Here is a 12491-nt window from a genome sequence, read left to right on the forward strand (position 1 = left end):
GATAAACCGCAGCTTTCTGCCGCCAACCTATACAGCCGTATCGGGCCTGAAAACCTGATAGGCGTGGTCGCCGGTAAAACGGATCAGTATCCTAGCACCTCCTCGCCCGCCTAGGCTAAGACCAAGCGGGCAGCCCAACAGGTTAAAAAACGAATGAATGCTCTAGCCCGCCGCGCTGCAGGCCTGCTGCTCAGCACAGTCTGCCTGCCCCTTTCGGCCCTGGCGGCCGACCCGCAACCGACCCACGAATTCACCCTCGACAACGGCCTCAAGGTCGTCGTGCGCGAAGATCATCGCGCGCCAGTGGTGGTGTCGCAGGTCTGGTACAAGGTCGGTTCCAGTTACGAAACCCCGGGCCAGACCGGTCTGTCCCACGCGCTTGAGCACATGATGTTCAAGGGCAGTGAGAAAGTCGGCCCCGGCGAAGCCTCGTTGATCCTGCGTGACCTGGGCGCCGAAGAGAACGCTTTCACCAGCGACGATTACACCGCTTATTACCAGGTGCTGGCCCGCGATCGTCTGGGCGTAGCGTTTGAACTGGAAGCCGACCGCATGGCCAATCTGCGCCTGCCGGCCGACGAGTTCGCCAAGGAAATCGAAGTCATCAAGGAAGAGCGCCGCCTGCGCACCGACGACAAGCCGATGTCCAAGGCCTACGAGCGCTACAAGGCAATGGCTTACCCGGCCAGCGGCTACCACACGCCGACCATCGGCTGGATGGCGGACCTGGACCGGATGAAGGTCGAGGAGCTGCGGCATTGGTATCAGTCCTGGTATGTGCCGAACAATGCCACATTGGTGGTGGTCGGCGACGTCACCCCGGACGAAGTGAAGGCCCTCGCCCAGCGCTATTTCGGGCCGATTGCCAAACGCGACGTACCTGCGGCGAAGAAGCCGCTGGAACTGGCCGAACCCGGCGAACGCCAGATCACTCTGCATGTGCAGACCCAACTGCCCAGCTTGATGCTCGGTTTCAACGTGCCAAGCATCGCCACCGCTGAAGACAAGCGCTCGGTCAACGCCCTGCGTCTGATCTCGGCGTTGCTCGACGGCGGCTACAGCGGGCGCATCCCGACGCAACTGGAGCGCGGCGAAGAGCTGGTGTCCGGCGGCTCGTCGAGCTACGACGCCTACACCCGTGGCGACAGCCTGTTCACCCTGTCGGCGACGCCGAATACCCAGAAGAAAAAGACCATGGCGCAAGCTGAAGCCGGTCTGTGGAAACTGCTGGAACAGCTGAAAACCACCGCACCGTCCGCCGAAGAGCTGGAGCGCGTGCGGGCACAGGTCATCGCCGGCCTGGTGTTCGAGCGTGACTCGATCACCAGCCAGGCCACCGCCATCGGCCAGTTGGAGACCGTCGGTCTGTCGTGGAAATTGATGGACACCGAACTGGCCGATCTGGAAAGCGTGACCCCGCAAGACATCCAGAACGCCGCCAAGCTGTATTTCACCCGCGAACGTCTCAGCGTCGCCCACGTCCTGCCACTGGAGACGACTCATGAGTGAGCGCAAATCCCCACGCCTGCTGCTCGGCCTGATCGCCGTGGCGGTGATCGGCTCCGCCGCGTTTTATCTGATGCCCGGCGCCAAAACCGGCGCCAGCGAAGCGCTGGATAACGCCAAGACCACCCAAAAGCTGCAATCGCTGGCCGAACTCGACGGCAAGGCCCCGGCCAGCCGCAAGCTCGACGTGCAGACCTGGAACACCGCCGAAGGCGCCAAGGTGCTGTTCGTCGAAGCCCATGAGCTGCCGATGTTCGACATGCGCCTGATCTTCGCCGCCGGCAGCAGCCAGGACGGCAACGCGCCGGGCCTGGCGATCCTGACCAATGCCATGCTCAACGAAGGCGTGGCCGGCAAGGACGTCGGCGCCATCGCCCAAGGCTTCGAAAGCCTCGGTGCGGACTTCGGCAACGGCGCCTACAAGGACATGGCGCTGGCTTCGCTGCGCAGCCTGAGTGCCGCCGAGCAACGTGAGCCGGCGCTCAAGCTGTTCTGCGAAGTGGTGGGCAAACCGACGTTCCCGGCCGATTCCTTTGCGCGCATCAAAAACCAGATACTCGCCGGTTTCGAATACCAGAAACAGAACCCCGGCAAACTCGCCAGCCTCGAGCTGATGAAGCGTTTGTACGGCGACCACCCGTATGCGCACTCCAGCGACGGCAATGCGCAAAGCGTGCCGAAGATCACCCTGGCGCAACTGCGTGAGTTCCACACCAAGGCTTATGCAGCCGGCAACGTGGTGATCGCGCTGGTCGGCGACCTGTCTCGCGCCGAGGCCGAGGCGATTGCCAATCAGGTCTCCGGCGCCCTGCCCAAAGGCCCCGCGCTGGCGAAGATCGCCCAGCCGCAGGAACCCAAGGCGAGCATCGGCCACATCGAGTTCCCGTCCAAGCAGACCAACCTGTTGCTCGCGCAATTGGGTATCGACCGGGACGACCCCGATTACGCAGCGCTGTCGATGGGCAACCAGATCCTCGGTGGCGGTGGCTTCGGCACCCGTCTGATGAGCGAAGTGCGCGAGAAGCGCGGCCTGACCTATGGCGTGTACTCCGGGTTCAGCCCGATGCAGGCCCGTGGCCCGTTCATGATCAACCTGCAGACCCGCGCAGAAATGAGCGAAGGCACCCTGAAACTGGTGCAGGACGTGCTCGCCGACTACCTCAAGACCGGCCCGACCCAGAAAGAACTCGACGACGCCAAACGCGAACTGGCCGGCAGCTTCCCGCTGTCCACCGCGAGTAACGCCGATATCGTCGGCCAACTGGGCGCCATGGGCTTCTATAATCTGCCGCTGAGCTATCTGGATGACTTCATGCGTCAGTCCCAGAGCCTGACCGTCGAGCAGGTCAAGGACGCGATGAACAAACACCTGAGCACGGACAAAATGGTCATCGTCAGCGCTGGCCCGACCGTGCCGCAAAAGCCGTTACCGGCCCCATCTGATAAACCTGCCGAGCAACCGCTCGGGGTACCGGAGCATTAATGGCTACTCGTCCTAAAAAAACTGCGCAGAACGTCCACAACGGTGTGAACCAGCTGCGCATCATCGGCGGCGAATGGCGCAGCCGCAAACTGAGCTTCCCCGATGCGCCGGGCCTGCGCCCGACGCCGGACCGCGTGCGTGAAACCCTGTTCAACTGGCTCGCACCCTATGTGGCCGGGGCCAAGGTACTCGACCCGTTCGCCGGCAGCGGCGCGCTGTTTCTGGAGGCATTGTCCCGTGGCGCGGCCATGGGTCAGGCGCTGGATGCCAGCCACGTCGCCGTGTCGAGCCTGAAGGAACACCTCGGCACCCTGCGCTGCACCAACGGTCAGGTGCAAACCGCTGACGCGCTGCGTTATCTGGAAACCCAGGTCGCCACGCCGTTCGATCTGGTGTTTCTCGATCCACCGTTCAACCAGAACCTGCTGCCGGCCGTCTGCACCTTGCTGGAAGAACGCCAATGGCTCGCACCCGATTCGTGGATCTACACTGAAAGCGAGACCGCGCCTTCGACGCTGGGCTTGCCGGGCAACTGGCGCCTGCACCGTGAGCAGAAATCCGGGCGGGTGTACTACGCGCTATGGCAACGTATGGCAGAGATCGCCGGTTAACTGAAAGTTTGCGCTAAATCTGTGGCGAGGGAGCTTGCTCCCGCTGGGTCGCGAAGCGGCCCCTTTTGCAGAAGCGAGGCCTGCTGCGCAGTCCAGCGGGAGCAAGCTCCCTCGCCACAAAAGCGTGCGTACTCTGCCCCCAAAGCTGCATCGAGAACCATCGTGCCCGCTTCTTCAGAACGCTTCACCCCCGCCTTCGGCCTGGGCAATCCGCACCTGCAAACCTTGTGGGGGCCGCTGTGGCGCAAAACCGTACACCTTGATCGCCAACGCGAGCGCCTGTGGCTGGACGACGGTGACTTCCTCGATCTCGACTGGCATGGCCCGCACAGCGCCGAGGCACCTTTGGTGCTGGTGCTGCATGGGCTGACCGGTTCATCCAATTCGCCCTACGTCGCCGGGATCCAGGCCGCGCTCGCCGCACAGGGCTGGGCCAGTGTCGCGCTGAACTGGCGCGGCTGCTCCGGTGAACCGAATCTGCTGCCGCGCAGTTACCACTCCGGTGCCAGCGAAGACCTCGCCGAAGCCATCAGACACCTGCGCGCCAAGCGACCACTGGCGCCGCTGTATGCGGTCGGTTATTCCCTCGGTGGCAACGTGTTGCTCAAGCATCTGGGGGAAACCGGCAGCGACAGCGGCGTGCTCGGCGCGGTGGCGGTCTCGGTGCCGTTTCGCCTTGATCAATGCGCCGACCGGATCGGCCAGGGGTTCTCCAAGGTCTATCAGGCGCACTTCATGCGCGAGATGGTCGCCTACATCAAGAACAAGCAACGTCAGTTCCAGCATGACGGGCGCGAAGATGGCCTGGCGGCACTGGCAGCGCTCGGTTCGCTGGAGAACATGCGCACCTTCTGGGACTTCGATGGCCGGATCACCGCGCCGTTGCATGGTTTCACCGATGCCGAGGATTACTATCGGCGGGCGTCGAGTCGCTATTTTCTCGGCGAAATCCGTACGCCGACCCTGATCATTCAAGCCGCTGACGATCCGTTCGTATTCCCCCACAGTCTGCCGACGGCCGAAGAACTGTCCGCTACCACACAGTTCGAGCTGCAGGCCAAGGGTGGGCATGTCGGTTTTGTCGATGGCACGTTTCACCAGCCCGGTTATTACCTGGAACGACGTATCCCGCACTGGCTGGCCGGCGTGAAGTCATGAGTGATCAGGGCGAGTCGATCCGCTTCTGGCAAACCGCGCCACTGGCCGGAATCGAGTTGCTGTCGGCGCGCTACATCGACCATTGCTTCGCCCCGCATGTCCACGACGGGTATGTGATCGGTATGATCATGGCCGGCGCCCAGCGTTACCGTTATCGCGGCGTCGAACACCTGGCGGGCAGCGGCACCCTGGTGCTGATCAACCCGGACGAATTGCACAACGGCCACAAAGGCACTGAGGACGGCTGGCGGTACCGGGCGTTTTACCCCGATACCGCGCAAATCGTTTCGCTGCTGGATGAACTGGAACTGTCCACCACGAACCTGCCGGCGTTCGGCGCCACGCTGTATCGCGATGCGGATCTGGTCAACGGGTTTTCCCAGTTGCACCGTTTGCTCGAAAGCCCGGCTACCGCGCTGCAACAGCAGACGGTGTGGCGCGAGATGATGTTGCGGCTGTTGCAGCGCCACGCGGCAGTGCCGGTGCCCGGACGAGCCGGCAAGGAACACCGCGCGGTGCTGTTGGGCAAAGAACTGTTGCACGCACAACTGGCAGCGCCACCGTCACTGGAAGAACTGGCGGCGGCGGTCAATCTGTCGCCGTTCCATTTCGCCCGGGTGTTTCGCCGCGCTACTGGTATGCCGCCGCACACCTGGCTGATGCAACAGCGCATCGCCCAGGCTCGCGCACTCCTGCAGCACGGCGGCTTGCCGGTGGAAGTCGCCACGCAACTGGGGTTCGCCGATCAGAGCCATTTGAGCCGGCAGTTCAAGCAGGCTTATGGTGTCGGACCCGCCGCCTACCGTAGCGCCCGGATGGAAAGCTAAAAGATCGCAGCCTTCGGTAGCTCCGACAGGGAAATGCATTCCAATGCAGGAGCTGCCGAAGGCTGCGATCTTTTGATCTTATTCGCCGGTGGCGATACCGCGCGAAGGCTCGTTGATCCACTCACTCCACGACCCGGCATACAGCGACCCCAGCGGATACCCCGCCAGACACAGCGCAAACAGGTTGTGACACGCCGTCACCCCGGAACCGCAATACGCGACCAGGTCCGCTGGCGCACGATCACCGAGCTTCGCGGCAAAACGCTGTTTGAGCTGATCGGCCGGCAGGAAGCGTCCGTCGCTGCCGAGGTTCTCGGTAAACGCCGCGCATTGCGCGCCGGGAATGTGCCCGGCAATCGGGTCGATCGGCTCCACCTCCCCCTTGAAGCGCGGCAAGGCCCGGGCGTCGAGCAATGTCAGCGATGGCTGAGCGAGGCGTTTCTGCAGTTGTTCGGCGCTCAGCAGCAGTTTCATGTCCGGTTGCCCGCTGAAGTTGCCCCGGCTGACCGATGGCGCATCCAGGCTCAGCGGGAGGCCGGCCGCGTGCCAGGCCTTGAGCCCGCCGTCGAGAATGAACACACCGTCGCGCTTGCCCAGCCACGCCAGCAGCCACCAGGCGCGGGCCGCATAGGCACCGGGGCCATCGTCGTAGAGAACCACATCGCTGTCGGCATTGATGCCCCACGCTTGCAGGCGTTCGATCAACGCCGCCGGCTCCGGCAGCGGATGACGCCCGGTCACGCCTTTGATCACCTTGCCACTGAGGTCACGCTCAAGGTCGGCGAAACGGGCACCGGCAATGTGCCCTTCGGCGTAGCTGCGCTGCCCGTAGTCCGGGTCTTCGAGGGCAAAACGACAATCGAGAATCACCAGCCCCGGTTGCTCCTTGCGGGCATCCAGTGCGTTCGGGCTGATCAGTTGCGCAATCGGCATAACGGACTCCTGTGAGCGACTTCGAAAATGATTAATGCCCTTCCTCCAGGGCCTGGGCCAGCGGCACGTAGAATTCGTCGAACAAGGCATTCACCTCTTCGCGGGCCTGATCGGTGACGAACCCGGCTTCCAGCACCAGCACCTGATACACGCCACGCTTGATGGCCTGCTCGCTGAGGTGGTTGGAGTTTTCCCGGGTGGTGCACAGAAAGCGCACCCAGGAAGTGAGGATGATCCAGGCATTGATCGTCAGGGATTCGATTTGCACCCGATCCATCTTGAGAATGCCGGCCGCGACGAACCCCTCGTAGATCGCCATGCCCTGGATCACGCAGCGCTGGGAGAAACGCCGGTAGCGCGCGGCGAGGTCCGGGTCGCTGTCGAGCAGATGTTCCAGATCGCGATGCAAAAAGCGGTAGCCCCACATCGCCGACAGCAGTTCCTTGAGGTAATAGCGCTTGTCTTCAACCGTGGCGGCACGACCCTGCGGCGGGCGCAGAAAGCTGTCCACAAGGCTTTCGTACTCACTGAACAGCACGGCGATGATCGCCTGCTTGTTGGGGAAGTGGTAGTACAGGTTGCCCGGAGAAATCTCCATGTGCGCGGCAATGTGGTTGGTGCTGATGCTGCGCTCGCCCTGCTGATTGAACAGTTCGAGGCTGTTCTGCACGATGCGCTCGCTGGTTTTTATTCGTGGGGCCATGGCTTGAGCTTTAATTCAGAGTGCGGTGAGGGGCATCTTACGACCTAACCGGAAATGGATAAAACAAAGCTGTGTCGGGAAGTCATTTGACTTTCTAGAGCATAGACTCTAAAAAGTCCTCACTATAATAAATCCGGAGCAGACGATGACTGCCGACATTGCTTACCTGCAAACGCTGCAACAGCCACTGGATGAGCTTGATCGGTTGTTCGCGGCACAGCGCGCCGCCTATGCCGCCAACCCGATGCCACCGGCGGCGCAGCGTCAGCAATGGCTCAAGGCGTTGCGCAACTTGCTCAGCGATGAGCGTCAGGCCTTGATCGACGCTATCAGTGCGGATTTCAGTCATCGCAGCGCCGATGAAACCCTGCTCGCCGAACTGATGCCCAGCCTGCACGGCATTCATTACGCCAGCCGGCATCTCAAGGGCTGGATGAAGTCCTCGCGGCGCAAAGTCGGCATGGCCTTTCAGCCGGCGTCGGCGAAAGTGGTGTATCAGCCGCTCGGCGTGGTCGGCATCATCGTCCCGTGGAACTACCCGTTGTATCTGGCCATCGGCCCGCTGGTCGGCGCACTGGCGGCAGGCAACCGGGTAATGCTCAAGCTCAGTGAATCGACCCCCGCCACCGGGCTGCTGCTCAAAGCCTTGCTGGCGCGAATTTTCCCCGAAGACCTGGTGTGCGTAGTGCTCGGCGAGTCGGACGTCGGCGTGGCGTTTTCCCGTCTGCGCTTTGATCACCTGCTGTTCACCGGCGCCACCAGCATCGGCAAACATGTGATGCGCGCCGCCGCGGAAAACCTGACCCCGGTGACCCTCGAACTGGGCGGAAAATCCCCGGCCATCGTCTCCCGCGACGTGCCGCTCAAGGACGCCGCCGAGCGTATCGCTTTCGGTAAAACCCTGAATGCCGGGCAGACCTGCGTCGCACCCGACTATGTGCTGGTGCCGCAAGACCGCGTCGGCGCGTTCGTCGAAGCCTATCGTCAGGTGGTCAACAGTTTCTATCCGACCCTCGCCGACAACCCGGACTACACCGCGATCATCAACGAGCGCCAACTGGCCCGGCTCAACAGTTATGTCAGCGACGCCACCAGCAAGGGCGCGCTGCTGATCCCGCTGTTCGAACAGGGTCAGGGCCGGCGCATGCCACACAGCCTGCTACTGAACGTCAGTGACGAGATGATCGTGATGCAGGACGAAATCTTCGGCCCGCTGCTGCCGATCGTGCCGTATCAGGACCTCGATCAGGCGTTTGCCTACATCAATCAGCGGCCTCGTCCTCTGGCCCTTTACTACTTCGGCTACGACAAGCGCGAACAGAACCGCGTGCTGCACGAAACCCACTCCGGCGGTGTGTGCCTGAACGACACCCTGCTGCATGTGGCGCAGGACGACATGCCGTTCGGCGGCATCGGCCCGTCGGGCATGGGCCACTATCACGGCCACGAAGGCTTCCTGACCTTCAGCAAGGCCAAAGGCGTGCTGATCAAGCAACGCTTCAACGCGGCGAAGCTGATCTACCCGCCGTACGGCAAATCGATTCAGAAACTGATCCAGAAGCTGTTCATCCGCTAATCGTTGTCACCGCCGGGTAATAACAACAATGCACCCAAGCCTGACCGAAACACCTGCCCTGTCGCGCCGTGGCCTGCTGAAATTCAGCCTCGGCGCCACCGCGTTCCTCGCCACTGCCGGCCTTGGCGCCAGCCTCAGTGGCTGTTCATCGAGTGTCGCGGCCAACGGCTTCGTCACCTTGCGCGACGGCGACCTGTTATTCCTGCGCGCGTTGATTCCGATCATGCTCGACGGCGCCGTGGCAGCTGAAAAAATGCCTGGTGCCGTCGATGGCACGCTCAAGTCGCTGGACTACAGCCTCGATCACTTGTCGCCGGAGATGCTCAAACTCACCCGGCAACTGTTCGACGTGCTCGGCATGGCCGTCACGCGCGGGCCGCTCACCGGCATCTGGGGCAGTTGGGAAAACGCCAGTCCCGAGGCCATGCGCCACTTCCTCGAACGCTGGCAGAACAGCTCATTGAGCCTGTTGCGCATGGGCCACAGCTCCCTGCAGCAAATGGTGATGATGGCCTGGTACACCCGGGCCGAGTCCTGGGCGCACTGCGGCTACCCCGGCCCGCCTACCGTTTGAAACCGAGGCTCGCTCCCACAAGGGAATGCATTTCAATGTGGAAGCGAGCTTGCTCGCGAAGGCGCCATCCGCCTCACCACCACACCCAGAATAATAAAGAGAACCTGATCGATGCCCGTACCCGACCCGTTCCGCGAAGGCCTCGCCCGTGGCTGGAAAACCTATAACGGCGCACAACTGACCGACGACCTGACGCTGCAAGCCGACGTCGCCATCATCGGCAGCGGCGCCGGTGGCGGCACCACGGCGGAAATCCTCAGCGCCGCCGGCTACAAAGTGCTGCTGATCGAAGAAGGCCCGCTCAAGACCAGTTCCGACTTCAAGATGCTCGAAGACCAGGCCTACAGCAGCCTCTATCAGGAAGGCATCGGCCGCATGAGCAAGGACGGCGCGATCACCATCCTGCAGGGCCGTGCAGTGGGCGGCACCACCCTGATCAACTGGACATCGAGCTTCCGCACCCCGGAGCCGACCCTTGAACACTGGGCCAAAGAACACAACGTCAAAGGTCACAGCCCGGCCGAGATGGCGCCATGGTTCGAGAAAATGGAGCAGCGCCTGGGCGTCGCGCCATGGATGGTCCCGCCCAATGCCAACAATGACGTAATCCGCAAGGGCTGCGAGCGGCTCGGCTACAGCTGGCACGTGATCCCGCGCAACGTGCGCGGCTGCTGGAACCTCGGTTACTGCGGCATGGGCTGCCCGACCAACGCCAAACAGTCGATGATGGTCACCACCATCCCGGCAACCCTGGAAAAGGGCGGCGAACTGCTCTATCTGGCCCGCGCGGAAAAACTGCTGATCAACGGCGACAAGATCTCCGGCCTGCAGTGCGTGGCGATGGATCAGCGCTGCGTCGCACCGACCGGGCGCACGATTACGGTCAAGGCGCGGCATTACGTGCTGGCCGGCGGCGGCATCAACAGCCCGGCCCTGCTCTTGCGGTCGGACGCGCCAGACCCGCATCAGCGTCTTGGCAAACGTACGTTCCTGCACCTGGTGAACATGTCCGCCGGGCGCTTCGACGAAGTGATCAACCCGTTCTACGGCGCACCGCAGTCCATCTACTCGGATTATTTCCAGTGGAAGGACGGCACCAGCGGACCGATGGGCTACAAACTCGAAGTGCCACCGCTGCACCCGGCGCTGGCGGCAACGCTGCTGGGCGGCTTCGGCACGCAGAACGCCGAACATATGGCTGATCTGCCGCACACCCACGCGATGCTGGCGCTGCTGCGCGACGGTTTCCACCCGGACAGCCCCGGCGGCAGTGTCGAGTTGCGCGGCGATGGCTCGCCGGTGCTCGACTACCAGGTCTCGCCTTACGCCTGGGAAGGCTTGCGCCGAGCCTTTCACAGCATGGCCGAGATCCAGTTTGCCGGCGGCGCGAAATCGGTGATGCCGATGCACGCCGATGCGCGTTACGTGAAAACCCTGACCGAAGCCCGCACGCTGATCGACGATCTGAGCCTTGAGCTGTATCGCACGCGCCTGGGCAGTGCCCACGTGATGGGCGGTTGTGCGATGGGCGAAGACCCGAAAAACGCGGTCACCGACAGCCTCGGCCGGCACCATCAACTGAGCAATCTGTCGATTCACGACGGCTCGCTGTTCCCCACCAGCATTGGCGCCAACCCGCAATTGTCGGTGTACGGGCTGACCGCACAGTTGGCAACTGCCCTCGCCGATCGGCTGAGAAATCCGTGAAAAAAACGATTAATCGCGTCGTCTATAGTGCTTTCTTACCCAACAGGCGACTTGGCCGACCGGGACGGCTGCGATACCATCCGACTCCCCAACGGACTCCCGCCAGGACGACGCGATGAACCGAGTGTTGTACCCAGGTACCTTCGACCCTATTACCAAGGGCCATGGCGATCTGGTCGAACGCGCCTCGCGCCTGTTCGATCACGTGATCATTGCGGTCGCCGCCAGCCCGAAGAAAAACCCGCTGTTCCCGCTGGAACAACGGGTCGAACTGGCTCGCGAGGTCACCAAACACCTGCCGAACGTGGAAGTGGTCGGCTTCTCGACGCTGCTGGCGCATTTCGCCAAAGAGCAGAACGCCAATGTGTTCCTGCGTGGTCTGCGTGCGGTGTCGGACTTCGAATACGAATTCCAGCTGGCCAACATGAACCGCCAGTTGGCCCCGGACGTAGAGAGCCTGTTTCTCACCCCGTCCGAGCGTTATTCGTTCATTTCCTCGACCCTGGTGCGGGAAATCGCGGCACTGGGCGGCGATATCAGCAAGTTCGTGCACCCAGCCGTGGCCGATGCCCTGACCCTGCGCTTCAAAAAGTAGGAGCTGCCGCAGGCTGCGATCTTTTGCTTTTAAAGATTGCAGTCTCGTGCCCTTGATCGCAGCCGCGTGCACTGCGCTCGCCAATGCGGCACAATTGCGCGCATTGATTTATTGCGCCCGGGCCTGCCGCCCCGGCTGGAGTTAGCATGTCCCTGATCATCACCGACGATTGCATCAACTGCGACGTCTGCGAACCCGAGTGCCCGAACGCCGCGATTTCCCAAGGCGAAGAGATCTACGTGATCGACCCGAACCTGTGCACCCAGTGCGTCGGCCACTACGACGAGCCGCAGTGCCAGCAGGTCTGCCCGGTGGATTGCATTCCACTGGACGAAGCCCATCCGGAGACTGAAGAACAGTTGATGGAGAAATACCGCAAGATTACCGGCAAGGCCTGACTCGCTAAAAAAGATCGCAGCCTTCGGCAGCTCTACATGGATCGCATTCCTCTGTAGGAGCTGCCGAAGGCTGCGATCTTTTGATCTTGCCCTTCACTCGCGCTGCTCAAACCCTTCCCCCGTACACCCCAGACAGCGCACGAACGCCGCTTTCGCCGGGTCGACCACCAACGCCTGCCCCGCATCGCCCACCCCGCCACCCAGCGCGGTAAACGGCAACGACACCATAAACACCCCGGCACCCAACACCGTCGCCACCACCAGCAACGGGCGGGCGATCAGCAAGTCACCGATCATGGCGTAGGCGGGTGGATTCTGGATGGTGTAGCGCGGATCGCCGCTGCCGCTTTCCGTGGCCTGAACCGCCAGACTGGAACACAGCAACAGCGCGAAAACGAGGACTTGCAGGGATTTCATGGC

At 62.4% G+C, this 12491-nt stretch carries 13 protein-coding genes; 10 read left to right on the forward strand and 3 right to left on the reverse strand.

Translation table 11 applies throughout. The features are described from left to right. Window positions 1-153 precede the first annotated feature (153 nt). From NN484_RS04985 to NN484_RS05005, 5 genes are all read left to right on the forward strand, one after another. Window positions 154-1509 (forward strand): M16 family metallopeptidase, encoded by a 1356-nt coding sequence (locus tag NN484_RS04985; RefSeq protein ID WP_127647934.1) that lies wholly within the window; start codon window positions 154-156, stop codon window positions 1507-1509. Further along, window positions 1502-2989: a M16 family metallopeptidase gene (locus tag NN484_RS04990; RefSeq protein ID WP_274658673.1), complete on the forward strand. Its 1488-nt coding sequence runs from the start codon at window positions 1502-1504 to the stop codon at window positions 2987-2989. Before NN484_RS04985 ends, NN484_RS04990 begins: the two co-directional genes overlap by 8 nt. Then, window positions 2989-3600 (forward strand): 16S rRNA (guanine(966)-N(2))-methyltransferase RsmD, encoded by a 612-nt coding sequence (rsmD, locus tag NN484_RS04995; RefSeq protein ID WP_274658674.1) that lies wholly within the window; start codon window positions 2989-2991, stop codon window positions 3598-3600. Before NN484_RS04990 ends, rsmD begins: the two co-directional genes overlap by 1 nt. Window positions 3601-3762: 162 nt before the next feature. Then, a complete protein-coding gene (locus NN484_RS05000) occupies window positions 3763-4758 on the forward strand; it encodes a hydrolase (protein WP_215500643.1) in 996 nt (331 codons plus the stop codon). Next, entirely contained in the window at window positions 4755-5585 is an 831-nt protein-coding gene (locus tag NN484_RS05005) for an AraC family transcriptional regulator (protein ID WP_274658675.1), read from the forward strand. The genes NN484_RS05000 and NN484_RS05005 overlap by 4 nt, the downstream gene beginning before the upstream one ends. A gap of 78 nt (window positions 5586-5663) precedes the next feature. Here the strand turns inward: NN484_RS05005 and NN484_RS05010 are convergent, their stop codons facing one another. Next, window positions 5664-6518, reverse strand: a complete 855-nt coding sequence (locus NN484_RS05010; RefSeq protein WP_127647938.1) for a sulfurtransferase — start codon at window positions 6516-6518, stop codon at window positions 5664-5666. 31 nt (window positions 6519-6549) lie between these two features. Beyond that, window positions 6550-7221: a TetR/AcrR family transcriptional regulator gene (locus NN484_RS05015; protein ID WP_127647939.1), complete on the reverse strand. Its 672-nt coding sequence runs from the start codon at window positions 7219-7221 to the stop codon at window positions 6550-6552. A 145-nt stretch (window positions 7222-7366) separates the two neighbouring features. On the opposite strand from NN484_RS05015, the gene NN484_RS05020 reads away from it, so the two are divergent. From NN484_RS05020 to NN484_RS05040, 5 genes are all read left to right on the forward strand, one after another. Beyond that, window positions 7367-8797 (forward strand): coniferyl aldehyde dehydrogenase, encoded by a 1431-nt coding sequence (locus NN484_RS05020; protein ID WP_274658676.1) that lies wholly within the window; start codon window positions 7367-7369, stop codon window positions 8795-8797. Window positions 8798-8825: 28 nt separating this feature from the next. After that, complete coding sequence (locus tag NN484_RS05025; RefSeq protein ID WP_215500639.1) at window positions 8826-9371, forward strand: twin-arginine translocation pathway signal protein; 546 nt, start codon at window positions 8826-8828, stop codon at window positions 9369-9371. Between the two features lie 111 nt (window positions 9372-9482). Continuing rightward, window positions 9483-11078 carry a GMC family oxidoreductase gene (locus NN484_RS05030; RefSeq protein WP_274658677.1) on the forward strand — a complete coding sequence of 532 codons (1596 nt, stop codon included), beginning with the start codon at window positions 9483-9485 and terminating at the stop codon, window positions 11076-11078. A 115-nt stretch (window positions 11079-11193) separates the two neighbouring features. Next, entirely contained in the window at window positions 11194-11673 is a 480-nt protein-coding gene (coaD, locus tag NN484_RS05035) for a pantetheine-phosphate adenylyltransferase (protein ID WP_003229157.1), read from the forward strand. Between the two features lie 146 nt (window positions 11674-11819). Beyond that, a complete protein-coding gene (locus NN484_RS05040) occupies window positions 11820-12071 on the forward strand; it encodes a YfhL family 4Fe-4S dicluster ferredoxin (protein ID WP_003195146.1) in 252 nt (83 codons plus the stop codon). A 93-nt stretch (window positions 12072-12164) separates the two neighbouring features. Here the strand turns inward: NN484_RS05040 and NN484_RS05045 are convergent, their stop codons facing one another. Beyond that, window positions 12165-12488 carry a multidrug transporter gene (locus NN484_RS05045; protein WP_274658678.1) on the reverse strand — a complete coding sequence of 108 codons (324 nt, stop codon included), beginning with the start codon at window positions 12486-12488 and terminating at the stop codon, window positions 12165-12167. Window positions 12489-12491 lie beyond the last annotated feature (3 nt).

The sequence above is a fragment of the Pseudomonas serboccidentalis genome (assembly GCF_028830055.1).
GTDB classification, from domain to species: domain Bacteria; phylum Pseudomonadota; class Gammaproteobacteria; order Pseudomonadales; family Pseudomonadaceae; genus Aquipseudomonas; species Aquipseudomonas serboccidentalis.

Excerpts from the sequence above, each read along its gene's own strand:
- NN484_RS04985 (WP_127647934.1), top strand. The coding sequence starts at position 154 with ATGAATGCTCTAGCCCGCCGCGCTGCAGGCCTGCTGCTCAGCACAGTC.
- NN484_RS04990 (WP_274658673.1), top strand. The coding sequence starts at position 1,502 with ATGAGTGAGCGCAAATCCCCACGCCTGCTGCTCGGCCTGATCGCCGTG.
- rsmD (WP_274658674.1), top strand. The coding sequence starts at position 2,989 with ATGGCTACTCGTCCTAAAAAAACTGCGCAGAACGTCCACAACGGTGTG.
- NN484_RS05005 (WP_274658675.1), top strand. The coding sequence starts at position 4,755 with ATGAGTGATCAGGGCGAGTCGATCCGCTTCTGGCAAACCGCGCCACTG.
- NN484_RS05010 (WP_127647938.1), bottom strand. The coding sequence starts at position 6,518 with ATGCCGATTGCGCAACTGATCAGCCCGAACGCACTGGATGCCCGCAAG.
- NN484_RS05015 (WP_127647939.1), bottom strand. The coding sequence starts at position 7,221 with ATGGCCCCACGAATAAAAACCAGCGAGCGCATCGTGCAGAACAGCCTC.
- NN484_RS05020 (WP_274658676.1), top strand. The coding sequence starts at position 7,367 with ATGACTGCCGACATTGCTTACCTGCAAACGCTGCAACAGCCACTGGAT.
- NN484_RS05025 (WP_215500639.1), top strand. The coding sequence starts at position 8,826 with ATGCACCCAAGCCTGACCGAAACACCTGCCCTGTCGCGCCGTGGCCTG.
- NN484_RS05030 (WP_274658677.1), top strand. The coding sequence starts at position 9,483 with ATGCCCGTACCCGACCCGTTCCGCGAAGGCCTCGCCCGTGGCTGGAAA.
- coaD (WP_003229157.1), top strand. The coding sequence starts at position 11,194 with ATGAACCGAGTGTTGTACCCAGGTACCTTCGACCCTATTACCAAGGGC.
- NN484_RS05040 (WP_003195146.1), top strand. The coding sequence starts at position 11,820 with ATGTCCCTGATCATCACCGACGATTGCATCAACTGCGACGTCTGCGAA.
- NN484_RS05045 (WP_274658678.1), bottom strand. The coding sequence starts at position 12,488 with ATGAAATCCCTGCAAGTCCTCGTTTTCGCGCTGTTGCTGTGTTCCAGT.